We start from the raw sequence: 25648 nt of genomic DNA on the forward strand, positions 1-25648 counted from the left end.
ATGACGTGTTAACGGAACTTTCCATTAAGGATTTTGCTATTATAGACGAAATTACAATTACTTTTAATGACGGTTTAACAGTTTTAACAGGAGAAACTGGTGCAGGAAAATCAATAATAATTGATGCTGTTGAGCTGTTAGCAGGTGGTCGTGGTTCGGTGGAGTTTGTTCGATATGGAACAAGCAAGGCAAACTTAGAAGGACTTTTTATTGTAGAAGATGGATCACATCCAATATATAAAAAGGGTAAATCGTATGGTATTGAAATTGAAGAAGACGGAATGGTTGTGCTAAATCGAACTATAACAGCTAATGGCAAAAGTATTTGTCGTGTAAATGGTAAGTTGGTTACATTAGCAATTCTAAAAGAGTTTGGAAAAACACTGATTGATATCCATAGCCAACATGAGACGCAATCATTGATGGATACTGATCGTCATATTGAATTATTGGATTTGTATAAAAAAGATACCATTGATCAAGTGAGAGATGACTATTTAACTTATTATAATAAATTAAATTCTTTAAGGAAACGATATAAGCAACTAAGTGAAAATGAACAAGAAATGGCTCAACGATTAGATTTACTGCAATTTCAACTAAATGAACTTATAGAAGCTGATCTATCGCCTAATGAAGATGAACAATTAGCAGAAGAACGTCTAAAGCTTTTTAATTATGAAAAAATTTATAATGGCATAAATGACGCCTATAATGCTTTACATGGAGAACAAAAAGGATTAGATTGGTTGTCATTAGCTTTAAACGGGATAGAGTTAGCTGGTGAGTACGATGAAAACATGGTTGAAAAAAAAGAATCATTTTCAAACCATTATTTCCTTATTGAGGAATTATCGTATGAGTTAAGAAATTACCTTGATGGACTAGAATTTGATCCGGATCGACTAAACTACTTGGAAGGTAGATTAAATGAAATCAGTCGATTGAAAAAAAAGTATGGTCAAACAGTTGCTGACATGCTCGAGTATTCAGCTCGAATAGAAGAAGAAATCGATGAAATTCAAAATAGAGACTCGCATTTATTAAAAATGCATCAAGAACTCATTGATATTGGGAAAGACGCTTTATTAGAAGCAAAACAATTACATGACTTACGAAAAAAAGCTTCTGTGTTATTAATAAAAGAAATTCATAAAGAATTAAAGGACTTATATTTAGAAAAAGCATCCTTTGATGTCAATATGTCAAACAAAAAGGGTTCTCAAGACGATCCGGAATTTGAGGGGATGCCAGTAAGTCTAACACCAACTGGTTTTGATAACATTAAATTTTTAATTACAACCAATCCCGGCGAGCCACTTAAAGAGATAAACAAGGTTGCATCTGGTGGGGAGCTATCACGAATTATGTTAGCTTTAAAAAAGATATTTGCTAAACATCAACGAGTAACGAGCGTTATTTTCGATGAAGTAGATACCGGTGTCAGTGGAAGAGTAGCCCAAGCGATTGCTGAGAAAATTTATAGTATTTCAACTGGTTCTCAGGTATTATGTATAACACATTTGCCGCAAGTTGCTTCAATGGCTGATACGCATTTGTTAATTGAGAAGCATGTAACCAATAAAAGGACAAGTACAACGGTGGAACAGTTGGCAAAAGAATTGCGAGTCGAGGAAATAGGTAGAATGATTACTGGTACGGAATTGACTGAAACATCAAAAGAACATGCACGTGAACTAATTGATTTAGCAGAAGAATATAAAAAGTCCTAAAAAACCTTCCCATTGCTCTGGGCAAGGTTTTTTTGTATTTCAGCTAAAAATTAACCTTATTATTAAATCTTAAAAGGAAACACTAAAAATGTTGCATTATATATTATCAACAGTTACTGATTCGGGTATAGCATCTGCAAATTAAGCAATTATACAAAGAAAACAGAGATATTCAACAGGAAAAGATAACCCTATTTTCTCATCTTTGCTTGGTTTAAAAACTGCCTTCTAAGGTCAAATTAGGAGTACACAAATAAAATATGGGTTAGGAACGAGGAGAGTGAAATAATGAAAAATAACGTAATTAGAAATGGACTAGGAATAATACTCCTTGTTGCTTTCCTTTGTATTCCATTTATAACACCAATTCAGACGTATCTTTCTTTACCGAATCAAATTACTACGTTTAATAATACAAATGAAACATTAACTCTTCCTGCTATGGGTAGTAGCGTTCAAGTCAATAATAGCGAATCAGATGAAGTAATTGAGGCAATTGATGCCTCAGAATTTCGAACATTAACAAGCGGTAAAAGTGATATTGTATATGAGATGGCAGGAATTCCAATAAAAAGAGTAAACGTTGATGTACTTGATGACTTTAAGATAATCCCTGGTGGCCAATCAATAGGTGTAAATCTTCAAACCTTAGGTGTGTTAGTTGTAGGGCATCACTTAGTAGATACAAGTGATGGAAAAGTTTCTCCAGGAGAGGATGCAGATATTCAAGTGGGTGATACGTTACTAAGTATTAATGGAGAAAAGATTAATAACATGAAAGAAGTTACGCCATATGTAGATAAGGCTGGTGAAAATGGTAATGAACTTACAGTGGAAGTAAAGAGAGATGAGGAGACATTTAAAACTCAATTAAAACCCTATTTGGACTCAAAAGATGATAGCTACAGAATTGGGTTATATATTAGAGACTCTGCAGCAGGGATTGGTACGATGACTTTTTATGAACCAAAATCAAAGAAATACGGTGCTTTAGGTCATGTTATATCCGATATGGATACAAGAAAGCCAATAGAAATCAACAATGGTACAATTGTTAGGTCAAATATAAAGTCGATTGATAAAGGTAGCAATGGAACTCCTGGAGAAAAGCAAGCTGAGTTCTCTTCAGGTGAAAATCAAATAGGTAATATAACTAAAAATAGCCCATTTGGCGTTTTTGGTAAATTGGATAAACAAATAAATAACGGACAAATGGATAAGCCAATGCCAATCGCATTGCCACATGAAGTGAAAGAAGGACCTGCAAAAATTCTTACTGTAGTTGAAGGTGAAGAAGTAGAAGAATTTGATGTGAAGATTGTAAATAGTGTACAACAAAAATTCCCAGCAACCAAGGGTATGATTGTCAAAATAACAGACAAAGAACTTCTTGATAAAACAGGTGGTATTGTACAAGGAATGAGTGGTAGTCCAATTATTCAAGATGGTAAAGTAATCGGAGCAGTAACGCATGTATTTGTGAACGATCCAACGTCAGGCTACGGTGTCCATATTGAATGGATGTTAAATGAAGCTGGAATTGATATTTACAAGGAAGAAAAACAAGAGGCTAGCTAATACGATCAAACTCTTATCAGATTTCTGATAAGAGTTTTTTTAGGAACTAAGATGTTATTATGAATTTCGGAGATGTTCATTTTAAATGCCTTAGTTGAGTACAAAAAAATACATCGCAGAAACCGATTTTTTTTCTGTTTCGATGGTGCCCTGCGCTTTTCTTAGGAAAATGTCATTTATAGTATCTTTAAAATAGTTTTTATTATTAATTGTTATTTTTTACTAAAATTAAATGTACGTGATAAATAATTATGATACAATAAATATAAAGATTTTTCGACAATAGCGTGAAATTGTATTATTTTTTTGTCATAAAACATCGAAATACTATGTAAATTAAAGAAAAGTAAAGCAAATTGAAAAAAATATAAAGTTTTTTCCGGAAAAGAAGGATTTTTCGAACTTGTGTCGAAATTGTATCGTGGAACAGGTGGAATACGTTAAGGAGGAACTGAATGTGGAAAAAATTAAAGTTTGTTTAGTCGATGACAACCGAGAGTTAATTCAGCTTATGGAGGAGTATTTTGATGATCAAGCGGATATTGAGATCATCGGCACCGCTTATAATGGGAAAGAGTGTCTGGAATTACTAGATGAGATCGAACCAGATGTTTTGGTTCTTGATATTATTATGCCGCACATTGATGGGTTAGCGGTATTAGGAAAAGTAAAGCAACAAGAAAGAGCTAAAAATCCAAATGTAATCATGCTAACTGCTTTCGGCCAAGAAGAAGTCACGAAAAAAGCAGTTGATTTAGGTGCTTCTTATTTCATTTTAAAACCTTTCGATCTAGAAAGTTTAGGAGAGCAAATCAGACAGGTTCACGGTGCTAAATCAGTAATGGGTAGTAAAGGACTTAAGCAAAAAAACTCAAAAGAAAATCATAAACGTGATTTAGAAGCAAATATAACTCATATTATTCATGAAATTGGAGTACCAGCACATATTAAAGGGTATATGTACTTAAGAGAAGCAATAACGATGGTCTATAATGATATTGAACTACTTGGTTCAATTACAAAAGTGCTTTATCCAGACATTGCTAAAAAGTTTAATACGACAGCATCACGTGTGGAACGTGCTATCCGACATGCAATAGAAGTTGCTTGGAGTCGTGGTAATATGGATTCAATTTCATCCTTATTTGGTTATACTGTAAGTATTTCAAAAGCAAAACCAACAAATTCAGAATTTATTGCGATGGTTGCTGATCGTTTGCGGTTAGATCACCGTGCAAGTTAGTTAAACTTCTTTTCTTAATTAGAAAAATAAAACCTCTTCGTTCATTTTGATAATTATCATGATGAATGAAGAGGTTTTTTAGTTAATTATGAATAGGGAAACAAGCGGTTGGAAAATATAGATAAATAAGTTTGAGAATAGATTGCGGGGTAAACTGAATGGTAATTGAATTAATAAAGTTAGTCAGTTTATTTTTATTAATATTTATAGTTATGCGACTTTTAGGGAAATCTTTAATGTCACAGTGGACCTCTTATGATTTATTAACAATCGTTTTTTTATCTTATTCAGCATTTAGTTCGGTTGAGATTTTAAGTTTTATACATTCAGTTTTAAATATTGTAGTAATAGGTTTCGTTTATTTAATTGTGGCCCGATTAAGTCTTATTCAACCTATTAGTCAAATGATTATAGGTGAGCCGATTATTCTTATTAAACACGGAAAAGTAATTAAGAAAAATTTAAAGCGAAGTTTATATTCTTTATCTGAACTTTTATCAAGTATTCGTTCTGAGGGAAATCCAGATATAAAAGATATTGATTATGCGTTATTAGAACCTAATGGAAAAATAAGCATCATTATTAGTCAGGACGTAAGCCCAGTTACACCAAAACATTTAAACATATCAACTAAGTATAAAGGACTACCATTGTCGATGGTTATTCAAGGTAAAGTACAACATAATAATTTGTCATTGATTAATAAAGATGAATTGTGGTTGAAACAAGAATTAGAATCGAAAGGAATTACTTCTATAAAAAGTATTTTTTATGCCTATGTAAACGACCAAAACAATTCCTTAACGGTGGATATGGGAAAAGACAATTAAAGTAAAAATAAATTAATCGAAAATTATTTTATCTAGTACGAATAAAAGCTTCCGTTCGAGGGATTTTATCATTATAGGAGGATGATAAAATGAAAAAAACATTGTTTTTAGCTTTATTGTTATTTGTATTTGTACCATTTACAGTAACAGCAGCAGATACTTATACAGTTCAACCAGGGGATAGTATGTGGAAGATTGCGATGAAATATCAAATTGGGGTTACTGAGATAATCGAAGCAAATCCTCAAGTGGAAAATGCCAATCTGATTTACCCAAATCAAAAACTTAACATTCCTAATATTGATCAAATTAAGCACACGGAACATCAAGTTATTCAATTGACGAACCAAGAACGTGCAAAACATGGTCTTTCTGCATTAAAACCTGATTGGGAGTTATCACGTGTAGCCAGATATAAATCGCAGGACATGCATGACCGTAAATATTTTGCGCATGATAGTCCAACGTATGGGTCTCCTTTTACTATGATGAAAAATTTTGGTATTACTTACAGAAAAGCAGCTGAAAATATTGCCAGAGGTCAACGTACTCCTCAAGAGGTAGTAAATGCTTGGATGGATAGCCCAGGCCATCGTAAGAACATACTAACTCCTGAGCTAACACATATAGGTGTTGGGTATGTTAAAGATGGTAATTATTGGACGCAAATGTTTATTACTAAATAGAATGGAAAGGGTCTTGATTTGATATCAAGGCTTTTTTTATTCTATTTTTGAGCATAAAGTGATAAAATGAATTATCACAATAGTATAATGGCAGAAAAACGCAAGAATGCTTCTAGATATTATACATTAAGCGTGTCCTTCTTAATAACAATATTTAACGAAGTATGTTAATATTTTGAATTGTACATAAAACTTATAAATGGAGAGGTTATAAAATGAAAGTAGCAAAATTCGGTGGAAGTTCAGTAGCTAGTGCTGAGCAGTTAAGAAAAGTAGCTAATATTATTATGGATGATCCAGATAGGAAGGCGATTGTCGTCTCTGCTCCTGGAAAAAGATCTAAAGAAGATACTAAAGTAACTGATTTATTAATAGCACTTGGTGAAGCGTATCAATCCAACCAACCATATGATAATCATTTAGCACAAGTAATTGCCCGATTTAGAGATATTACAAGCAAACTTGAATTATCTGATCAGGTATTAACAGAAATTAAACAAGATGTTGAGATGACATTAACATCCGATTATAGTGATGAGTTGAAGATGGATGCAATAAAAGCTATCGGAGAAGATTCGTTAGCAAAGGTACTTAGTGAATATCTGAAGTCATTAGGTGTTGAGGCGACATATCTGAATCCGAAAGATGCCGGGATTATTGTAAGTGATGAACCTGGTAATGCGCAATTGTTGGACGAAAGCTTTGACCACTTATTAAGATTGAGAGACCGAAATGAGATTGTTGTAATACCAGGTTTCTTTGGCTATAGTAAGCAAGGCCGATTAGTTACTTTCTCAAGAGGTGGTTCTGATATTTCAGGGTCAATTGTTGCAGCGGGAGTTCAAGCGGATTTATATGAGAATTTTACAGACGTAGATTCTGTTTACTGCGTGAATCCAACTATTGTAGAAAACCCTAAAGAAATTACATCTCTTACTTATAAAGAAATGCGTGAACTTTCCTATGCAGGATTTTCTGTCTTCCATGATGAAGCATTAATACCAGCATTTAAAGCAAGTATTCCCGTTTGCATTAAAAATACAAACAATCCGACAGGCTTAGGAACAATTATTGTTTCTAAAAAGGAAACGAGTGAAAATCCAGTAGTGGGTATAGCCAGTGATACGGGGTTCTTAAGTTTATATGTAAGTAAATATTTGATGAATAGAGAATTAGGATTTGGGCGTAAGTTATTAAATATCTTAGAAGATGAATGTATTTCATTTGAGCACACTCCATCGGGTATTGATGACATGTCCGTAATTATAAGAGAAAGTCAATTACCGAAAGATAAAGAGCAAAAAGTTATCGAACGGATAGAAAATGAATTAGACCCTGATATGGTTTACATTGAAAGAGATCTTGCTTTAGTAATGATTGTTGGTGAAGGTATGAACAGTACAGTTGGTATTGCTGAAAAAGCTACTGCTGCTTTTTCTAAAGCAAATGTAAATTTAGAGATGATGAACCAGGGCTCATCTGAAGTATCCATGATGTTTGGTATTAAATCAACTGGTGTTGATGCAGCTGTAAAATCACTTTATAAAGCATTTTTTGAATGAAAATAGAAAAGACTAGTTCATATTAATGAACTAGTCTTTTCTATTTCTACTAAATCTTCCTTTTGTCAGGTTTCTCTTACGGTCCCTATGTAAAATAAAACCTCCAATAAAGGCTAATCCTGCTAAGAAAATAAATAATCCAAATATAAATTGTATGATTGAATGAAAAAACAGAAAGAAAAATTCTCCAAACAAAGCATCACGCATCAGTTTAACTCCCAATACAGCAATAAGACCGGGTATTACTATTATAATTAAAGCGAGTAATCTCATTGTTATTATCTTCTCCTCTCACCATTGTAGTATAGCAAAGCAATTACATATTGAAAACAAGATAGATTCTTGATAATAGTAATGTGTTTTTTGCACAAAATGAGCATACCTTGCCAAATTGTGCAGTAAAGTATAAAATGAGTTTATGCAAAAATATGCAGGATGTGATATGAGTGAAGCGTGTATTGATTATTGGTGCCGGAAATGGCGGGACTGCATTGCTTAAGCTAATGCAAGCATCGAAACGAATGAATATCGTAGCTATTATTGATATAGACTTATCCGCACCAGGATTAAAAATTGCAAAAGATTATCACGTTACAGTAGGTGAAAAATGGCTTGACTGGATATATAATGATATAGATATTGCCATAGATGCTACGGGAACTAATGAGGTATATGAGCAAATTATGGCTGTGAAAACAGAGGATACAATTGTTCTTACAGGATCCATAGCTTATCTGACAGTAGAACTTTTAGAAGAAAAAGAACAATTATTACATAAGTTAAAGTTACAAACAGTAAAGCAAGATTTAATTTTAAATAATATACATGAAGGTATGATTGTCGTAGATGACAATGAAAAGGTAACTTTTGTTAATAAGAGAGCAGAAGAGATAGTAGGTGTAGCAAAAAGGGATTTTATCTCACAACCAGTCCGAAAAATCATTGATCAAACAAGACTACCGGAAATATTAAGGACGAGGCAGAAAGAAGTAAATAAAAAACTTAAATTAGAAAATGGAAAACAGATTATTTCTACGAGAATTCCGATAATTGATACAGATCACAACCTTAAAGGTGCATTTTCAATATTTAGAGACATTACTGAAGTGGCTGAACTAGCTGAAAAAGTAACAGGTTTAAAAGAAGTGAAAAAGATGTTAGAAGCGATTTTTCACTCTTCTGAAGAAGCAATAAGCGTTGTTGATGAACAAGGTTACGGTATTATGGTTAATCCAGCATATACACGTATTACTGGTATGGGAGAAAAAGATATAGTTGGAAAACATGCCTCTGTTGATATTGTTGAGGGAGAAAGTATGCATATAAAAGTACTTCAAACAAGAAGAGCTGTTCGAGGTGTGCGAATGAAGGTGGGACCTTTAAACAAAGATGTGATTGTCAATGTCGCACCAATTATAGTTGATGGAAAGTTAAAAGGAAGCGTTGGTATTCTTCATGATATGTCTGAAATACAATCCCTGACAAGTGAATTAAGAAGAGCAAGAAAAATCATTCGAAACTTAGAAGCGAAATATACGTTTGATGACATTATTGGTTTATCTTCTGAGATGATTTTAGCTATAGAGCAAGCCAAAGTGGGTGCAAAAACACCCGCTATAGTACTTTTGCGCGGGGAGTCGGGGACAGGCAAAGAACTTTTTGCACATGCCATTCATAATCAAAGTAACCGCAGGCATAATAAGTTTATTCGTGTTAATTGCGCTGCGACTTCTGAAACAATGCTAGAATGTCAATTGTTTGGCTATGAAGATGGTGCGTTTTCAGGTGCCAAGCTTGGTGGTGAAACAGGTTATTTTGAAGAAGCGAATTACGGTAGTGTGTTTTTAGATGAAATCGGTGGGTTATCACTTAGTATGCAAGCAAAGCTATTACGTGTAATAGAAGAAAGCGAAATAGTTAGAGTGGGTAGCACAAAACCAATTCCAATAGATGTGCGAATAATAACAGCAACGAATGTTAATTTAGAAAAAGCAATAATGAATGGAAAATTTAAAAAAGATTTGTATTATCGCTTAAATCGCTTGCCAATTTATGTTCCATCCCTTAGGGAAAGAATGGATGACTTAGAAGAGTTAATAAACGATTTTATTCATAAAATAAATCAAGCTTATGGAAGAAATGTTAAAACGGTCGAAGATAGAGCACTCGATTACTTAAGAGCATATGATTGGCCAGGTAATATTCGTGAACTTGAAAATGTAATAAGTAGAGCGATGATTAATATGGATATGGATGAAGATATTATTCAATTCAATCATGTACCAGCGTTAAAGGTTTCAGAAGGTTATTATAATCAAGAAGTGAAATCTGGGGATTACCTGAATTTCAAAAATAGAACATTGCAACAATCACTTGATGCTCATGAAAAGCAAGTAATTGAAATGTCGTTAAAAATACATAATTATAATAAAACAAAAACAGCACAAGCATTAGGTATTTCAATAAGAAGTTTATACTATAAAGCTAATAAATATGGAATTTCTCGAGAGAGTATGAAGAATAATATTTAATATTAATTTAATTTAAAACAGTGTAAGCAGAGGAACTAGAGAAACTACCCCATGGAGGGTCTAAATGAAATATCTGCATCTCTTATTGAACAAAATAGATAGGAATAATAAAAAAACAGTCGCAATAGCCCAGGCAGCTGATGAATCGGTGTTGCTAGCAGTTAAGCATGGATTAACGCTTGAAATAGCCAACTTCAGACTCTATGGTAATAAAAGTGATATGGAGGAAATTGCTAAGTCTGTAAGTTTAGATTTATACCAGAAGGAAATAACTATTATTAATATAGAATCAGAACAATTAGCAGTCCGTGAAGCTATTAAATCCATAAATAATGGAACAGCACACGTGTTAATGAAGGGAAATCTACCAACAAAATCACTGTTAAAATCAGTGCTTGATAAGCAATTAGGATTACGATTAGGAACTATATTGTCTCAGGTTGCTATATTTGAGGTTCCAAATCAAGAAAAACTACTGCTTCTAACTGATGCGGCAATGAACATCTCCCCAAGTCTAAATGATAAAATAGAAATATTGAAAAATGCTGTAGATGTTGCTGCTAGAGTAGGTATTAAAAATCCAAAAGTGGCCGCTATGACAGCGATAGAAACCGTAAACCCTTCTATGCAAGCTACCCTCGATGCAGCTTCTTTAAAAGAATCATATATGCGAGGAGAAATAAAAAATTGTATTTTTGATGGGCCAATGGCTTTTGATGTGGCAGTATCAAGAAAGGCGTCAGAACAGAAGAAAATTGATTCAGAAGTTGCAGGTCAAGCAGATATATTGTTAGTCCCAACGATTGAGGTAGGTAATGCTTTATACAAGTCATTCATATATTTTGCCAATGCTAAAGTTGCTTCTATTATATGTGGTGCAAAAGTTCCGATTGTGTTGCCATCTCGATCGGATACTGCTGAGAATAAATTACTATCCATCGCATTAGCGATTATTTCATCTGAGGAGGAACAAAATGGAAATTTTTAATTATATGGAGAAATATGATTATGAGCAAGTTTTATTTTGCCAAGATAAGTATTCAGGTTTAAAGGCTATTATTGCAATACATGATACAACGTTGGGCCCTGCACTAGGTGGCACGAGAATGTGGACGTATGCATCAGAAGCAGAGGCTATCGAGGATGCTCTTCGCTTAGCGAAGGGCATGACCTATAAAAATGCTGCGGCAGGCTTAAACCTTGGCGGAGGTAAAACAGTTATCATTGGTGATCCGAAAAAGGATAAAAATGAAGCGATGTTTAGAGCGTTTGGACGTTTTATACAAGGGTTAAATGGCCGCTACATCACAGCAGAAGATGTAGGAACAACTGTATACGATATGGATTTGATTCATGAGGAAACAGATTACGTAACTGGAATTTCACCAGCGTTTGGTTCTTCTGGAAATCCATCTCCTGTAACGGCATATGGTGTATTTAAAGGAATTAAATCTGCTGCTAAAGAAATGTTTGGTAGCGATATCCTAGAAGGTAAAACAATTGCAGTTCAAGGGGTTGGAAATGTAGCCTTTAAACTTTGTGAATATTTACATAATGAAGGTGTGAATTTAGTTGTTACGGATATAAACAAGGAAGCAGTTAGTAGAGCGGTAGATGCATTTAATGCCAAAGCTGTTGACCCAAACGATATATATGCTGTGGAATGCGATATTTATGCACCTTGCGCGTTAGGGGCAACGATAAATGATGATACAATTCCTCAGTTAAAAGCAAAAATAGTCGCAGGGGCTGCAAACAATCAACTAAAAGAAACGAAGCATGGAGATCTTCTACATGAAAAAGGAATCCTTTATGCTCCTGATTTTGTTATTAATGCAGGTGGTGTTATTAATATTGCAGATGAGTTAAATGGATATAACAAAGAAAGAGCATTAAAGCGTGTCGAAACCATCTATGACAATTTAGCTCGTGTTTTCGAAATTTCAAAACGTGATAATTTACCAACCTATGTTGCGGCGGATCGGATGGCAGAAGAGCGAATCGAGAGTTTGAAACAATCAAGAAGCCAGTTTTTAATTAATGAGCAACATATTTTGAGTAGAAGATAACGTTTGAGTAGTGGGGGTTAATTGTGTTGCGTGAAAAATTCCGTGTGTTAGTAATAAACCCTAGTTCAACAATGACTAAAATCGGTGTTTATGATAATGAACATTGTGTCTTTGAAAAAGTTGTTAGACATAAATTAGAAGATTTATCTGAATACAACCGAGTGATGGAACAATATAATCTCAGAAAATCAGAAATTCTAGAAACTTTGCATGATGAAGGTCTTAACCTTTCTAAGATTAACGCTGTTTGTGGTCGAGGTGGGTTAATTCGACCAATTCAAGGTGGCACATACTTAGTAAATGATTATATGCTACAAGATTTAAAGATGGGTTATAACGGTGATCACGCATCAAATCTTGGTGGAATTATTGCTCATGAAATTGCAGTCGGATTAAATATAAAGGCCTATATTGTTGATCCAGTTGTAGTCGATGAGCTAGAACCAATTGCAAGAATTTCAGGTGTTCCAGAGATTCAAAGGAAAAGCATTTTTCATGCACTTAACCAAAAATCTGTTGCGAGGCAAGCTGCTAGTGATTTAGGGAAAACGTATACGGAAATGAACTTAATTGTCGCCCATATGGGTGGTGGTATTACAGTTGGTGCACATAAACAGGGGAAAGTTGTGGATGTAAACAACGGATTTGACGGTGACGGTCCTTTTTCACCAGAACGAGCTGGAACTGTTCCTGCAGGGGATTTAATTTCACTGTGTTATTCCGGTGAATATAAGCGTGAAGAGATATTGAAAAAAGTCGTTGGTCACGGTGGACTTATGGCTTATATGAAAACTAATGATCTAACCCAGGTGGAGCGTTTAATGGAACACAAGAGTGATATTGCTCTACAAATCTATCAAGCAATGGCTTATCAGGTGGCTAAGGAAATAGGGGCCATGGGTGTAGTACTTGGTGGAGATGTTGATGGAATTGTTCTCACTGGAGGAATTGCTTTTCATAAGAATTTTGTTGAATTGATATCAAATAGAGTAAAATGGATTGCAGACGTTTTAACTTATCCTGGTGAAAATGAATTACAGGCATTAGCGTTTGGAACATTACGTGTACTTAAAGGCGAAGAATTACCTAAACAGTACATTGATTTATAGAAGGGAGGAAGTTCTAGTGGCACAGGAATATGATTTAGTTATTTTAGGCGGAGGTACTGGTGGTTATGTAGCTGCAATACGTGCATCGCAGCTAGGACTAAAAACTGCGATTGTTGAGCGCGAAAAGCTTGGTGGAACTTGTTTACATAAAGGATGTATCCCATCAAAAGCATTATTGCGTTCCGCAGAAGTATACCGACAAACAAAAGAAGCTAGTGATTATGGTATTGATATTGAAACACCATTGATCAATTTTGCTAAAGTACAAGAACGTAAAGAAACGATAGTTGATCATTTACATAAAGGTGTTTTAGGCTTAATGAAAAAGGGCAAAATTGATATATATGAAGGCTTTGGAAGAGTACTAGGTCCTTCTATATTTTCTCCCAATGCTGGAACGGTTTCTGTTGAGTTTGAAAGTGGCGAGGAAAACGAAATGCTTATTTCTAGAAACCTATTAATAGCAACTGGATCAAAGCCACGGGAGATAGATGGAGTGGAACTGGACGGTGAGCTTATTCTTACTTCAGACCATGCCTTAACTATGGAACAACTACCCAATTCAATGATAATCGTTGGTGGAGGGGTCATTGGGATTGAATGGGCATCTATGTTAGCTGATTTTCAAGTCAATGTAACTGTCGTTGAGTTTGCAGATAGAATCCTACCCTCAGAGGATTTGGAAATATCGAAGGAAATTACGAGACTATTAAAGAAAAAAGGAATAAAGATTATCACCAATGCAACGTTGCTCCCAGAAACTATCAAAAGAAGTTCTAATATAGAGGTCGAAGTAGAACACAAACAAGAAAGAAAAGTTCTTACAGCAGATAAATTACTTTTATCAATTGGAAGAGTTGCCAATTCCAAACACTTAGGTTTGGAGAATACTGAAATTAAAGTGGATAAACAAGGATGTATAGAAGTAAACCAATTCTATCAAACGAAAGAATCTCATATTTATGCAATTGGGGATGTTATTGGCGGTATGCAACTTGCACATGTTGCATCGCATGAAGGTGTTGTTGCAGTAGAACATATGTCAGAGCAAAAACCTCTTACTGTCAATTATCGAAATATTCCAACGTGTATTTATTCGCATCCAGAAATAGCGAGCGTAGGACTAACAGAACAGCAAGCAATCGATCAGGGATATACAATAAAAAGTGGGAAAGTATCATTTAAATCAATAGGAAAAGCACTTGTACATGGTGATACGGATGGTTTTGTTAAGATTATATCCGACAAAAATACAAATGACTTACTTGGAGTTCATATGATAGGCACACATGTTACTGATATGATTTCTGAAGCAGGATTAGCGATGATATTGGATGCGACACCATGGGAAATTGGACAGAGTATTCATCCACATCCATCCTTATCAGAAGCGATAGGAGAAGCTGCATTAGCAGTCGAAGGGAGGAAAATTCATGGTTAAAGTAGATAAGCTGAACAAGGTGGCCGAACAAAGACATGGTCGATTAGGGTTAACAGATGAGCAAGTACTAGATATGTACCGTACGATGCTTTTGGCGAGGCGAATTGATGAAAGAATGTGGTTATTAAACCGTGCAGGGAAGATTCCGTTTGTGGTTTCTTGTCAAGGACAAGAAGCAGGCCAAGTCGGTGCATCATTTGCGCTAGATAGACAGAAGGACTTTGCACTGCCATACTATCGTGATGTAGGTGTTGTATTAGCTTTTGGAATGACTGCGAAAGATTTAATGATGCAGGCATATGCTAAAGCGGATGATCCCAATTCTGGTGGTCGACAGATGCCTGGGCATTTTGGTCAAAAGAAAAATCGAATTGTAACAGGTTCATCACCTGTTACGACACAGGTGCCTCATGCAGTTGGAATTGCGCTTGGAGCAAAAATGGAGAAAAAAGATTTTGTAAGCTTTGTTACTTTTGGAGAGGGTTCATCTAACCAAGGTGATTTCCATGAAGGCGCAAATTTTGCAGCTGTCCATAAACTTCCTGTAATTTTTATGGTGGAAAATAACCAGTATGCTATTTCTGTTCCATTAAGCAAGCAAGTAGCATGTGAGAAAATTTCTGATCGTGCAATCGGATATGGAATGCCGGGAATTACTGTTGACGGTAATGATCCATTAGCTGTTTATGAAGCAGTTAAAGATGCTAGAAAAAGAGGGAATAATGGGGAAGGTCCTACATTGATAGAAGTGATTTCTTATCGGTTAACTCCTCACTCTAGTGATGACGATGATCGTAGCTACCGTGGTAGAGAAGAAGTTGAAGAGGCAAAGCAAAAGGATGGAATCTATAGCTTTGCGGATTACTTGAGAAAACTTAATATCTTAACTGAAGAAATAGAAACGAAAATGGAAAAAGAGATAAAAAAGATAATTGATGACGCAACCGATGATGCAGAAAATGCAGCATATGCGGATCCCAAATCAATTTACAAGCATGTATATGCAGAGTAGGGAGGAGGAAATATTATGCCAGTAATGTCTTATATACAAGCAATAACGCAAGCATTACATGAAGAAATGGAACGAGACGAAAAGGTTTTTGTTCTGGGGGAAGATGTAGGAGTGCGTGGTGGTGTATTCCGAGCAACTGAGGGATTATACGAAAAATTTGGTGAAACAAGGGTATTGGATACACCACTTGCAGAATCCGCTATTGCAGGTGTAGGAATTGGTTCTGCCATGTATGGGATGCGACCTGTGGCAGAAATGCAATTCGCTGATTTTATTATGCCAGCGGTTAATCAAATTATCTCAGAGGCAGCTAAAATAAGGTATCGTTCCAACAATGATTGGAGTTGTCCAATTACGATTCGTGCACCATATGGCGGAGGTGTTCATGGCGCATTGTATCACTCACAATCGATTGAATCTGTTTTTGCTAATCAACCAGGGTTGAAGATTGTTATGCCTTCCACTCCCTATGATGTAAAAGGTTTATTAAAAGCGTCGATTCGTGATGAAGATCCCGTACTATTTCTTGAACATAAACGTGCTTATCGTCTAATTAAAGGCGAGGTGCCAGAAGAAGACTACACAGTACCAATTGGAAAGGCAGATGTTAAACGTGAAGGAACCGACATCACAGTTATTACATACGGATTATGTGTACATTTTGCACTTCAGGCAGCAGAAAAATTAGAGGCTGAAGGAATCGATGCCCATATTCTAGATTTACGAACCGTTTATCCTCTAGATAAAGAAGCGATAATAGAAGCCGCGTCTAAAACAGGTAAAGTGTTATTGATTACAGAGGATAATTTAGAAGGCAGTATCATTGGTGAAGTTTCAGCAATTATAAGTGAGAATTGTCTTTTTGATTTAGATGCACCAATTAAACGTTTAGCAGGTCCAGACGTTCCATCGATGCCATATGCACCGCCATTAGAGAAAGAATTTATGATCAATCCCGATAAAGTAGAACATGCTATGCGTGAACTTGCGGAATTTTAATAGGTAAAGGAGGGACATGCCTTGGCTTTAGAAAAGATTACAATGCCTCAGCTAGGAGAAAGTGTGACAGAGGGAACGATAAGTAATTGGCTTGTGCAAGAGGGAGATCACGTGAATAAATATGATCCAATTGCTGAAGTGATGACTGATAAAGTAAATGCAGAAGTTCCATCATCTTATACCGGCGTAATTAAAAATTTTGTTGCCGGTGAAGGGGAAACAATTGATGTTGGTGAATTAATGTGTTATATCGAAGTAGAAGGTAGTGCCATAGTCGGTAGAGAAACCATTTCAAAAGAAAACCATGTATCAAATGAAGTGGCTACACCAGAGGTGGAAAAGGATCAATCGATGAAAACAAGATATTCACCAGCGGTATTAAGGCTAGCTCAAGAAAATGATATCGACTTACAACAACTGACTGGTTCTGGCAGAGGTGGGCGAGTTACGCGTAAGGATATTGAAAAAATTCTTAGCAGTAATGTCGATTCTGAAACAACAAAAACAATATCACAGCCATCCAAAAAAACTGTTGTAAATCACGAAGAAATGAACGAGAAGAATTATTATAATCCACCTGCACCGGAGCCTCAAGTAATTGAAACTGCAAGCGGAGACAAAGAAATTCCAATTACAGGTATAAGAAGAACCATTGCAAAAAATATGGTGCGTTCAACAACTACAATTCCACATGCTTGGATGATGATTGAAGTAGATGTAACCAATTTAGTGAAATATAGAGATTCCGAAAAGACACGCTTTAAAGAAAATGAAGGATATAATCTATCCTACTTTGCCTTCTTTCTTAATGCCGTAGCGAAAGCACTAAAAAAATTCCCGCAATTAAATAGCTCGTGGGCTGGGGATAAAATTATTCATCGCAAGGAAATTAATCTATCAATAGCGGTAGCTCGTGATGATGAGTTGTTTGTGCCAGTTATTAAAAATGTAGATGAAAAAAGTATTAAGGGAATTGCTAAAGAAATTGATACTCTCGCTAAAAAGGCTCGAAAAGGTAATTTGACGCCTCATGATATGGAAGGTGGAACTTTTACCGTTAATAATACTGGTTCTTTTGGTTCAGTACAATCCATGGGCGTAATTAATTATCCGCAGGCGGCTATCTTACAGGTGGAATCGATTGTTAAACGGCCAGTTATTATTAATGATATGTTTGCAGCTAGAGATATGGTTAATCTTTGTCTATCACTTGATCACCGTGTGCTTGATGGTGTAATTTGTGGACAATTCATGTCACATATAAAAGATATATTAGAAAACATATCTAGTGATACAACACCAATTTATTAAGTCTAAGTTATTTAAAAATGAAAAACCTACTTTCACATAAAAGTAGGTTTTTTTATATAATTAAAAAGCTTTTGTTGTCCAATCTTCACAGTTCCAAACGTCAGTGACAATATCTTTATAAAAATCTGGTTCGTGCGAAATAAGCAGTACACTGCCTTTATATTCGTTTAGTGCTCGCTTAAGTTCTTCTTTTGCGTCACGATCAAGGTGGTTTGTAGGTTCATCCAGCACAAGTAAATTAGTATCTTTATTGATTAATTTACACAAGCGAACTTTTGCTTTTTCTCCTCCACTTAACACTTGCACTTTGCTTTCAATATGCTTTCTTGTTAGTCCACACTTTGCTAAAGAAGAGCGAACTTCTTGCTGGGTAAAGTGACGGAATTCCTCCCATATTTCTTCAATACATGTGTTTTGACTCGTTTTCTTAAGCTCTTGTTCGAAATAGCCAATATGCAAATGCTCTCCTAATTGGACAGAGCCTGATACGGGTTTTATTTCTCCGAGAATACTACGAAGTAATGTAGTTTTACCAATACCGTTCGCTCCTGATAAAGCAATCTTTTGTCCGCGTTCCATTACTAAATCAAGTGGTCTAGATAATGGTTCCTCATAGCCAATAACTAGATTTTTTGTTTCAAATAGATACTTTCCAGATGTTCGTGCTTGTTTGAAGTGAAATTGAGGCTTTGGCTTTTCAGCGTCTAATTCAATTACGTCCATCTTATCTAATTTTTTCTGACGAGACATTGCCATTTTACTTGTTGCAGCATTTGCCTTATTTCTTGCTACAAAATCTTTCAGGTTAGCAATTTCTTTTTGTTGTTTCTTATGTGCAGATGCCACTTGTTGTTTCCGCATCTCATATACTCGTAGAAATTCATCATAGTCCCCAGGATAACGGGTCAGTTGCTGATTTTCCATGTGATAGATTAAATTTACAACCGTATTTAAGAAAGGAATGTCGTGTGAGACTAAAATGAATGCATGATCATAAGACATTAAATAATTCTTTAACCACTCTATATGTTCCACATCAAGGTAGTTTGTTGGCTCATCAAGAATTAAAATGTCTGGTTTCTCTAATAATAATTTGGCAAGCAGTACTTTCGTTCGTTGTCCTCCACTTAAATCGTGAACGTCACGTTCCAATCCAAAGTCATTTAAGCCGAGTCCATTAGCAACTTCTTCTACTTTTGCATCAATCATATAGAAGTCATTATTTGTTAAAGAATCCTGGATTCTACCAGTTTCTTCTAAAAGTTTTTCTAGTTGATCAGGTTCTACGTCCCCCATTTTTCCAAATAGGTTATTCATCTCTTCTTCCATATCATATAAATATTTAAAAGCAGTTCTTAGTACTTCACGAATTGTCATTCCCTGCTTTAAATCAGTATGTTGATCTAAATAACCGACCCTTGTATGTTTAGACCATTCCACTTTACCTGCATCAGGATCTAATTTTCCTGTGATTATATTCATAAAAGTAGACTTACCTTCTCCATTTGCACCGATAAGACCAATATGTTCACCTTGCAATAACCGGAAAGAAACTTCGTCGAAAATTGCTCGATCCCCGAATCCATGACTTAAATTACTAACTGTTAATAAACTCATAATTAATACACCTTTTCCTTTAATAAGTTCAGACTTTATCTATTATAAAGCTCATTTATAAAAAGTGATAGTAGTTAATCAAGATTAAAAAAAATTGGTGTTAAATAGGACATGAGGTTTAGTAAGTTTTATGACTATGTAAACTTTTCATTATTTGAAAAAAAAGTAACTATCTGAGGGAGTTTATAGGTTTTTAGTTTACAAAATAAATTATCTCGTGAAAGAATAGGATATTATTTCGTTTAAAATAATCAATCAACAAAAAATACTTAAGAAAAGTTTACTTATTTACTACTAAGGTACTATAGAATTAAGGTATAATAGACGTTGGATAATGGAAGTGATACCATTAAAATTACTAGAAACAAAGTTGAAAGAGAGTGAAACTGTCATGGGACGTAAATGGAATAATATAAAAGAAAAGAAAGCGTCAAAAGATGCTAATACAAGTAGAATCTATGCTAAGTTTGGTCGTGAAATTTATGTGGCTGCTAAGCAAGGTGAACCTGATCCGGAGTTAAACACATCTTTAAAGTTTGTATTGGAACGAGCAAAAACATATAGTGTACCAAAGTCAATCATTGATCGTGCAATAGAAAAAGCAAAAGGTGGGTCTGAAGAGAACTACGATGAACTTCGTTATGAAGGTTTTGGTCCCAATGGATCTATGATTATTGTCGATACATTGACGAACAACGTAAATCGCACAGCTGCTGAAGTACGTGCTGCTTTTAATAAAAATGGTGGTAATATGGGCGTTAATGGTTCTGTAGCCTATATGTTTGATAATACAGCTGTAATTGGTTTTGTTGGAAAAACAGAAGAAGAAGTACTCGAATTGTTAATGGATGCAGATTTGGATGCACGTGACATTATTGAGGAAGATGAAACCGTTATTGTTTACACAGAGCCAGATCAGTTTCATACCGTACAAGAAACCATTAAAGGTGCTGGTATTACAGAATTCGAAGTAGCTGAACTAACAATGCTTGCACAAAGTGAAGTAACACTTGACGTGGAAACTAGAGAACAATTTGAAAAATTAATTGATGCATTAGAAGATTTAGAAGATGTCGGCCAAGTCTATCATAATGTAGACCTTGGATAATTGAATAGAATAGCGATAACAATTTTACTAGGTTTAGATGGATGGCATTCGTGTATTAAGAAATATTTAATACCTGTCTGCCATTTTAAGTATGAGAATATTTTTATAAGTACATGTCAACAATCACAATAAGATATAAAATAAAGAGTTATGTCTTTCTATAAACCTAATTTCAAGAAAAAAGTTCAAATCTCTTTGTACCTATATAATCCTTTAGTGTTTTCAATCTAATTTTTTGAACGTAATCTAAGGGGAGAGTGTATGTGAAAAAGCGTCTAGTATTTTATATGATATTTGTAATTACTTATGTGATCTTACAAATGTTGGTACCTGATACCCGTGAATCAACGCCGTCATATATGGGTAGTTTGTACACTATTATTGTAGTTTTGTTAGCTTTAGGAATAGCTTTTGGTATAACAAGGTTTTACAATAAAGGAAGAGATAATAAATAGATTACATATAAAAAAATCAAAAAAATTTAAAAGTGGAGGTATTAATATGGCAAAAGATAATTCATTTGATATTGTCTCAGAAATCGATTTATCAGAAGTGAATAATGCAGTTACAATGGCAACAAAAGAGATCAAGACAAGGTATGATTTTAAGGGGAGTAAAAGTACAATAAATGTAGAAGATGGAGAGCTGGTATTAGTTTCGGATGATGAATACAAATTAGAACAGTTAAAGGATGTTTTAATTAGTAAATTAATTAAACGTAATGTATCGACAAAGAATTTAGACTATGGAAAAGTTGAGAGTGCATTTGGTGGTACCGTTCGCCAACGAGCAAAGTTGGTTCAAGGCATTGATAAAGAACAAGCAAAAAAGATAAATAAAATCATTAAGGATAGTGGTGTGAAGGTGAAAAGCCAAATTCAAGATGATCAAGTTCGAGTTACCGGAAAAAACCGTGATGATTTGCAAGCGATAATTGCTGCGATACGGGCTGCTAATTTGTCGATAGATGTACAGTTTATAAATTACCGTTAAAATTTTTAAATGGGAATTCAAAATGAGTTTTGTCCGTAATTTCATTCTGTTAATGTTTATCGTAAGTTTTTAAAGTAATCATCATGAAAAAAGGAGGAAATTATGGAAGATATACTCAAGGTTAAGGATAAGGTATTTGTAGTGATGGGTGTAGCTAACGAGAGAAGCTTAGCGTGGGGTGTTGCACAATCGTTATATAAAGCAGGAGCAAGGTTAATCTTCACATATAGAAAAGAACGTTCTTTGTCTAAGCTTACTAAACTACTAGATGAAAATGATCATAAAGCTGAACTTGTTGTAAAGTGTGACGTCAACGATGATGAAAGTATAAAAAACGCATTTGTAGAAATAAAAGAAAAGGTACATACCATCCATGGAATTGTTCATTCCATCGCATTCGCGCATGGAGAAGATTTAAAAGCAGATTTTGTAGAGACATCGAGGGACGGATATGCTTTTGCCCAAAATTCAAGTGCTTATTCTCTAATAGCAGTTACAAGAGAAGCTAGAAATTGTTTAGCTGAGGGTAGCTCAATTGTTACAATGAGTGCACTAGGAGCAGAAAGAGCATTAGATGGCTATAAGGTGATGGGTGTAGCTAAAGCAGCTTTAGAATCGGCTGTTAAATACTTAGCCTTAGATTTAGGTGAAGATGATATTAGGGTGAATGCTATTTCAGCAGGTCCTATTCGAACGCTTGCTGCAAAGGGAATTCCATCTTTTAATCAGATGTTGCATGATATTGAAGCGAAAGCCCCGATGAAGCGGAATGTAACAAAAGAAGAAGTTGGAGATATGACGTTGACTATTCTTAGTCCGCTCTCAAGAGGGGTTACAGGAGAAGTAATACATGTAGACTCGGGTTATCATATTGTTGGATAATTTATAACCCACGATCTCTATCTATTGCTACACTAGTTTCGTTTTTTAAATAATATTGAAGCAATTTCAAGTTATCAAATATATATGTAGGCTACCCTTATTAAAATTGTCTTATAAAGGGTAGCCTTTTTTAAGAAGTTAGTATCCTCTTTGAAAATCAGCTAAATTTTGGCTGGTTGATTACCATTCTGATAATTTTTTAAGTTTGGAATCAGAATATCTTCAATTACCCGTTTATTAAAATGCTTGGTGAATCCAGCTGAATGAGAAGTAATAATTACATTGTCTAAGTTCCATAATGGATTTGTTTTTTCTAAAGGTTCTGTTTGAAAAACATCAAGACCCGCACCAGCTATTTTCTTTTCATTTAGCTATGTTAAATAACTCTGTTGATATTTGATATAAACGAATGTATGTTCTATAATGTAAGTAAGTAAACAGTTGAGAACGGGGTTGTTTTGAATGGCTTTGAAGGAAATCATTGATGAAATTAGAAAACTTAATACAGCAGAACAATATCGCTTGAAAGAGTTTTTCACTAATTCTTTGGCTTCTTATTCAGCAAGTGAGCCTGTGTTCAAAGAAGTATCTGAACGCAAACATAAAGAAGGGTACACTTGCACTCATTGCCAATCAAATAATGCCGTTCGTTTTGGAAAATATGAAGTTAAAATGGGGGCAAAAACACTTAAACGTCAGCGGTATCGCTGTAAGGATTGTAAAAAGACTTTTACCGATGTAACTAATACTCCTCTCTACCGCACTCATTTTCCTGATAAGTGGTTGGAATTCATTCAGTGTATGATTGAAGGCTATTCTTTAAGAAAATCTTCAGAATTACTTGGAGTTCACTATGTGACTCTTTTCTATTGGAGACATAAACTTTTATTCGCAATTAAAGAGATGGACTTTGAAAAATTCCAAGGCATTGTAGAAATGGATGGAACGTACTTTTTATACTCTGAAAAAGGAAAGCGTAAAATAGAGAATAGAAAGGCAAGGAAACGTGGTGGAGCATCAAAGAAAAGAGGTATAAGTAATGAACAGGTCTGTGTCCTTGTGGCAAGGGACCGTCAAAAAGTAACCTATTCAAAAGTAGTCGGTCAAGGTCGAATTATTAAAACACGATTGGATAATGCAATTGGTGATAAATTATCAACATCAAATGTGCTTTGCACAGACGCTTGGAGAGCCTTTGCGACCTATGCTAAAGAAAAGGGTCTTGAACATTACACGTTTAAATCTGATGGAAAAGAGCGTGTTAAAGGTGTCTATCATATTCAAAATGTAAATAGCTATCACAGCCGACTTAAAGGCTGGATAAACCGTTTTAATGGCGTGGCTACAAAATACCTTGACCATTATTTGAGTTGGTTTCAATTCCTTGAGCAAATCAGGCATCGTAATGACGACGATACTACTGTTGGTAAGTTGATTGTTGAAAGTTGTCTTTTCTCAACGGATGCTACCTATGATAAACTGAGGTTGTTAGATTTTTCCAGATAGAATGCAATGTACGAAAAATATTAGAATTAAAGAGGAGGAGACAAAAATAAAAATCAAATCAATTTTGTACATATTAACACTAATTATTTTAGGTTATTTGATTAACAACCTTTCTCATGTAAGTCCCCAACTTGGAGACTATGAAACTTTATTATGGTTAATAGCATTTTTAATATTAACATTGAGCTTTAGCGGGACCAGACAAATCATCGCACCGTTAATAAATATCAGATTTATAAAAAGACCATCATCTTATATTTATATTTTGTTTACTTTAACGATACCTTACTTACTGCTATTGTTATGTGTTCATTATGAGTTATTGCTTGACGACACCTTAATTTTCTATTATAAACATGGACTATTAAAAGGCGAAAGTATTGGTGGAATAGTAAATTCTGTCTTTTTAGCTCCGATATGGGAAGAAGTGTTCTTCCGAGGTGTTTTGCTATTCTTCTTATTAAAATTCACAAAGCCTGTTTGGGCAATTTCTATTTCTTCTGTTATGTTTGCAGTATTTCATCCAATGTATTGGATAATCACCCTTGTATCTGGTGTACTTTTATCTATAACAACATATAAGACTAAATCATTGATTCCATCAGTAATATCACATTCACTTTGGAATTTGTATATGGCGAAATTATTTCTTTATTTTTAGTCTAACAGCACAAGGGAAAACCATAGATAAATGGTTTTCCCTTGTCTTTTTATTGTAAATCAACACTATTATTTAACATAGCTTTTCATTTAAAGCTTTGATCAGAGCGGTTTCATCAACTATTTCTCCACGTCCAATATTTATAAAAAAACTTGACGGCTTCATGAATGCGAACTCTTTTTCAGCAAATAAATGGTGTATATCTCTTGTAAGAGGTAAAGTTACTACATATAGTCACAATAAGGCAAAATAGTAGGTAACTGTTTTGTTGTTACAATTTTGTCAAAGAAACCTTCATTCCAAATGCTTTGGCTATTTTGGAGTTTCTTTTCCAATTGCCCCTATTCCCATGATACCAATTGTTTTTTATGAATTTCCAGTTATAAATTTTCCTGTTCCAAAGTTTTTGTTACCTGTTTTATAATGTATGTATTAATTTTTCGTGTTAAAGCCAACATTAAGGCAAAAATGGTTTCTGAAATTGGATAAGCGTGGACACCGTTAGCACTTGTTAATAAGATTTGTTTAGTTGCTAATTTGTCTAATGCGTAATTGTCTACACCAGCGCTCCAACTTTGAATCCACTTTAAATTTGCATCTGGACTTAAACATAATTCCTCCATTTTTTTCTTCCAACCTGCAACAACTTCAGCCTCTAGCAAATGGTCTTCCCATACCTTTACTTTTTTACCAGTTATGACATCTCAGTCTGGTATAACTTCTTTTAATTTTATTATTAGTTTTTGGTCGGTATACTCGGCCATTATTATCTTTCGT

24 protein-coding genes and 1 pseudogene are annotated in these 25648 nt (G+C 34.7%); 20 read left to right on the plus strand and 5 right to left on the minus strand.

Going from position 1 to position 25648, the window contains the following annotated elements:
• The first annotated feature begins 5 nt into the window (after positions 1–5).
• From recN to QQS35_RS14290, 6 genes are all read left to right on the plus strand, one after another.
• Positions 6–1733 (plus strand): DNA repair protein RecN, encoded by a 1728-nt coding sequence (recN, locus tag QQS35_RS14265; RefSeq protein ID WP_285932883.1) that lies wholly within the window; start codon positions 6–8, stop codon positions 1731–1733.
• 288 nt (positions 1734–2021) lie between these two features.
• Positions 2022–3311: a SpoIVB peptidase gene (spoIVB, locus tag QQS35_RS14270; protein ID WP_285932884.1), complete on the plus strand. Its 1290-nt coding sequence runs from the start codon at positions 2022–2024 to the stop codon at positions 3309–3311.
• Between the two features lie 457 nt (positions 3312–3768).
• Complete coding sequence (gene spo0A, locus QQS35_RS14275) at positions 3769–4554, plus strand: sporulation transcription factor Spo0A (protein ID WP_285932885.1); 786 nt, start codon at positions 3769–3771, stop codon at positions 4552–4554.
• A gap of 236 nt (positions 4555–4790) precedes the next feature.
• Positions 4791–5384 carry a DUF421 domain-containing protein gene (locus QQS35_RS14280; protein ID WP_285932886.1) on the plus strand — a complete coding sequence of 198 codons (594 nt, stop codon included), beginning with the start codon at positions 4791–4793 and terminating at the stop codon, positions 5382–5384.
• Between the two features lie 89 nt (positions 5385–5473).
• Entirely contained in the window at positions 5474–6070 is a 597-nt protein-coding gene (gene safA / locus QQS35_RS14285; RefSeq protein ID WP_285932887.1) for a SafA/ExsA family spore coat assembly protein, read from the plus strand.
• A 215-nt stretch (positions 6071–6285) separates the two neighbouring features.
• Positions 6286–7632: an aspartate kinase gene (locus QQS35_RS14290; protein ID WP_285932888.1), complete on the plus strand. Its 1347-nt coding sequence runs from the start codon at positions 6286–6288 to the stop codon at positions 7630–7632.
• A 30-nt stretch (positions 7633–7662) separates the two neighbouring features.
• Here the strand turns inward: QQS35_RS14290 and QQS35_RS14295 are convergent, their stop codons facing one another.
• Positions 7663–7905 (minus strand): DUF2627 domain-containing protein, encoded by a 243-nt coding sequence (locus QQS35_RS14295; protein WP_285932889.1) that lies wholly within the window; start codon positions 7903–7905, stop codon positions 7663–7665.
• Positions 7906–8078: 173 nt separating this feature from the next.
• On the opposite strand from QQS35_RS14295, the gene QQS35_RS14300 reads away from it, so the two are divergent.
• The 8 genes from QQS35_RS14300 to QQS35_RS14335 all read left to right on the plus strand — a co-directional run bounded on the left by QQS35_RS14300 (position 8079) and on the right by QQS35_RS14335 (position 18104).
• Positions 8079–10163, plus strand: a complete 2085-nt coding sequence (locus QQS35_RS14300) for a sigma 54-interacting transcriptional regulator (RefSeq protein ID WP_285932890.1) — start codon at positions 8079–8081, stop codon at positions 10161–10163.
• Positions 10164–10227: 64 nt separating this feature from the next.
• Positions 10228–11151, plus strand: a complete 924-nt coding sequence (locus QQS35_RS14305) for a bifunctional enoyl-CoA hydratase/phosphate acetyltransferase (RefSeq protein WP_285932891.1) — start codon at positions 10228–10230, stop codon at positions 11149–11151.
• On the plus strand, positions 11138–12232 hold the full coding sequence (locus QQS35_RS14310) for a Leu/Phe/Val dehydrogenase (RefSeq protein WP_285932892.1): 1095 nt from the start codon (positions 11138–11140) through the stop codon (positions 12230–12232). Before QQS35_RS14305 ends, QQS35_RS14310 begins: the two co-directional genes overlap by 14 nt.
• Before the next feature lie 23 nt (positions 12233–12255).
• On the plus strand, positions 12256–13341 hold the full coding sequence (gene buk / locus QQS35_RS14315) for a butyrate kinase (RefSeq protein ID WP_285932893.1): 1086 nt from the start codon (positions 12256–12258) through the stop codon (positions 13339–13341).
• A 16-nt stretch (positions 13342–13357) separates the two neighbouring features.
• The gene (lpdA, locus tag QQS35_RS14320; RefSeq protein ID WP_285932894.1) at positions 13358–14782 is read left to right on the plus strand and encodes a dihydrolipoyl dehydrogenase; all 1425 of its coding nucleotides are present in this window, start codon (positions 13358–13360) and stop codon (positions 14780–14782) included.
• Positions 14783–14801: 19 nt separating this feature from the next.
• Positions 14802–15794 (plus strand): thiamine pyrophosphate-dependent dehydrogenase E1 component subunit alpha, encoded by a 993-nt coding sequence (locus tag QQS35_RS14325; protein ID WP_285932918.1) that lies wholly within the window; start codon positions 14802–14804, stop codon positions 15792–15794.
• Between the two features lie 15 nt (positions 15795–15809).
• Entirely contained in the window at positions 15810–16793 is a 984-nt protein-coding gene (locus QQS35_RS14330) for an alpha-ketoacid dehydrogenase subunit beta (RefSeq protein WP_285932895.1), read from the plus strand.
• Between the two features lie 21 nt (positions 16794–16814).
• Entirely contained in the window at positions 16815–18104 is a 1290-nt protein-coding gene (locus QQS35_RS14335) for a dihydrolipoamide acetyltransferase family protein (protein WP_285932896.1), read from the plus strand.
• A 60-nt stretch (positions 18105–18164) separates the two neighbouring features.
• Here the strand turns inward: QQS35_RS14335 and QQS35_RS14340 are convergent, their stop codons facing one another.
• Positions 18165–19721 carry an ABC-F family ATP-binding cassette domain-containing protein gene (locus tag QQS35_RS14340; protein WP_285932897.1) on the minus strand — a complete coding sequence of 519 codons (1557 nt, stop codon included), beginning with the start codon at positions 19719–19721 and terminating at the stop codon, positions 18165–18167.
• Between the two features lie 391 nt (positions 19722–20112).
• Between QQS35_RS14340 and QQS35_RS14345 the strand changes: the two genes are divergently transcribed.
• The 4 genes from QQS35_RS14345 (at position 20113) to fabI (ending at position 22704) form a co-directional block, all read left to right on the plus strand.
• A complete protein-coding gene (locus QQS35_RS14345; RefSeq protein ID WP_285932919.1) occupies positions 20113–20829 on the plus strand; it encodes a YebC/PmpR family DNA-binding transcriptional regulator in 717 nt (238 codons plus the stop codon).
• A gap of 263 nt (positions 20830–21092) precedes the next feature.
• Positions 21093–21284 (plus strand): hypothetical protein, encoded by a 192-nt coding sequence (locus tag QQS35_RS14350; protein ID WP_285932898.1) that lies wholly within the window; start codon positions 21093–21095, stop codon positions 21282–21284.
• Positions 21285–21330: 46 nt separating this feature from the next.
• The gene (locus QQS35_RS14355) at positions 21331–21822 is read left to right on the plus strand and encodes a YajQ family cyclic di-GMP-binding protein (protein WP_285932899.1); all 492 of its coding nucleotides are present in this window, start codon (positions 21331–21333) and stop codon (positions 21820–21822) included.
• Positions 21823–21924: 102 nt separating this feature from the next.
• Entirely contained in the window at positions 21925–22704 is a 780-nt protein-coding gene (gene fabI, locus QQS35_RS14360) for an enoyl-ACP reductase FabI (RefSeq protein WP_285932900.1), read from the plus strand.
• Positions 22705–22865: 161 nt separating this feature from the next.
• Here the strand turns inward: fabI and QQS35_RS14365 are convergent, their stop codons facing one another.
• On the minus strand, positions 22866–23060 hold the full coding sequence (locus QQS35_RS14365; protein ID WP_285932920.1) for an NAD(P)-dependent oxidoreductase: 195 nt from the start codon (positions 23058–23060) through the stop codon (positions 22866–22868).
• 106 nt (positions 23061–23166) lie between these two features.
• Here QQS35_RS14365 and QQS35_RS14370 point away from each other — a divergent pair, with 106 nt between their 5' ends.
• Complete coding sequence (locus QQS35_RS14370) at positions 23167–24210, plus strand: IS1595 family transposase (protein WP_285932901.1); 1044 nt, start codon at positions 23167–23169, stop codon at positions 24208–24210.
• 322 nt (positions 24211–24532) lie between these two features.
• The gene (locus tag QQS35_RS14375) at positions 24533–24871 is read left to right on the plus strand and encodes a CPBP family intramembrane glutamic endopeptidase (protein ID WP_285932902.1); all 339 of its coding nucleotides are present in this window, start codon (positions 24533–24535) and stop codon (positions 24869–24871) included.
• Between the two features lie 72 nt (positions 24872–24943).
• Here the strand turns inward: QQS35_RS14375 and QQS35_RS22935 are convergent.
• Both QQS35_RS22935 and QQS35_RS14380 read right to left on the minus strand, forming a co-directional pair.
• Positions 24944–25087, minus strand: a pseudogene (locus tag QQS35_RS22935) (NAD(P)-dependent oxidoreductase); the annotation flags it as partial.
• A 164-nt stretch (positions 25088–25251) separates the two neighbouring features.
• Entirely contained in the window at positions 25252–25533 is a 282-nt protein-coding gene (locus QQS35_RS14380; protein WP_285932903.1) for a Rossmann-fold NAD(P)-binding domain-containing protein, read from the minus strand.
• Between the last annotated feature and the right edge of the window lie 115 nt (positions 25534–25648).

Origin of the sequence: Aquibacillus rhizosphaerae (assembly GCF_030282825.1) — a bacterium.
GTDB classification, from domain to species: Bacteria; Bacillota; Bacilli; order Bacillales; family Amphibacillaceae; genus Aquibacillus_C; species Aquibacillus_C rhizosphaerae.

What these genes read in the sequence shown, in the direction of transcription:
- spoIVB (WP_285932884.1), top strand. Translation starts at nt 2,022, where the DNA reads ATGAAAAATAACGTAATTAGAAATGGACTAGGAATAATACTCCTTGTT.
- QQS35_RS14280 (WP_285932886.1), top strand. Translation starts at nt 4,791, where the DNA reads ATGTCACAGTGGACCTCTTATGATTTATTAACAATCGTTTTTTTATCT.
- safA (WP_285932887.1), top strand. Translation starts at nt 5,474, where the DNA reads ATGAAAAAAACATTGTTTTTAGCTTTATTGTTATTTGTATTTGTACCA.
- QQS35_RS14290 (WP_285932888.1), top strand. Translation starts at nt 6,286, where the DNA reads ATGAAAGTAGCAAAATTCGGTGGAAGTTCAGTAGCTAGTGCTGAGCAG.
- QQS35_RS14295 (WP_285932889.1), bottom strand. Translation starts at nt 7,905, where the DNA reads ATGAGATTACTCGCTTTAATTATAATAGTAATACCCGGTCTTATTGCT.
- QQS35_RS14305 (WP_285932891.1), top strand. Translation starts at nt 10,228, where the DNA reads ATGAAATATCTGCATCTCTTATTGAACAAAATAGATAGGAATAATAAA.
- QQS35_RS14310 (WP_285932892.1), top strand. Translation starts at nt 11,138, where the DNA reads ATGGAAATTTTTAATTATATGGAGAAATATGATTATGAGCAAGTTTTA.
- QQS35_RS14330 (WP_285932895.1), top strand. Translation starts at nt 15,810, where the DNA reads ATGCCAGTAATGTCTTATATACAAGCAATAACGCAAGCATTACATGAA.
- QQS35_RS14340 (WP_285932897.1), bottom strand. Translation starts at nt 19,721, where the DNA reads ATGAGTTTATTAACAGTTAGTAATTTAAGTCATGGATTCGGGGATCGA.
- QQS35_RS14345 (WP_285932919.1), top strand. Translation starts at nt 20,113, where the DNA reads ATGGGACGTAAATGGAATAATATAAAAGAAAAGAAAGCGTCAAAAGAT.
- QQS35_RS14355 (WP_285932899.1), top strand. Translation starts at nt 21,331, where the DNA reads ATGGCAAAAGATAATTCATTTGATATTGTCTCAGAAATCGATTTATCA.
- fabI (WP_285932900.1), top strand. Translation starts at nt 21,925, where the DNA reads ATGGAAGATATACTCAAGGTTAAGGATAAGGTATTTGTAGTGATGGGT.
- QQS35_RS14370 (WP_285932901.1), top strand. Translation starts at nt 23,167, where the DNA reads ATGGCTTTGAAGGAAATCATTGATGAAATTAGAAAACTTAATACAGCA.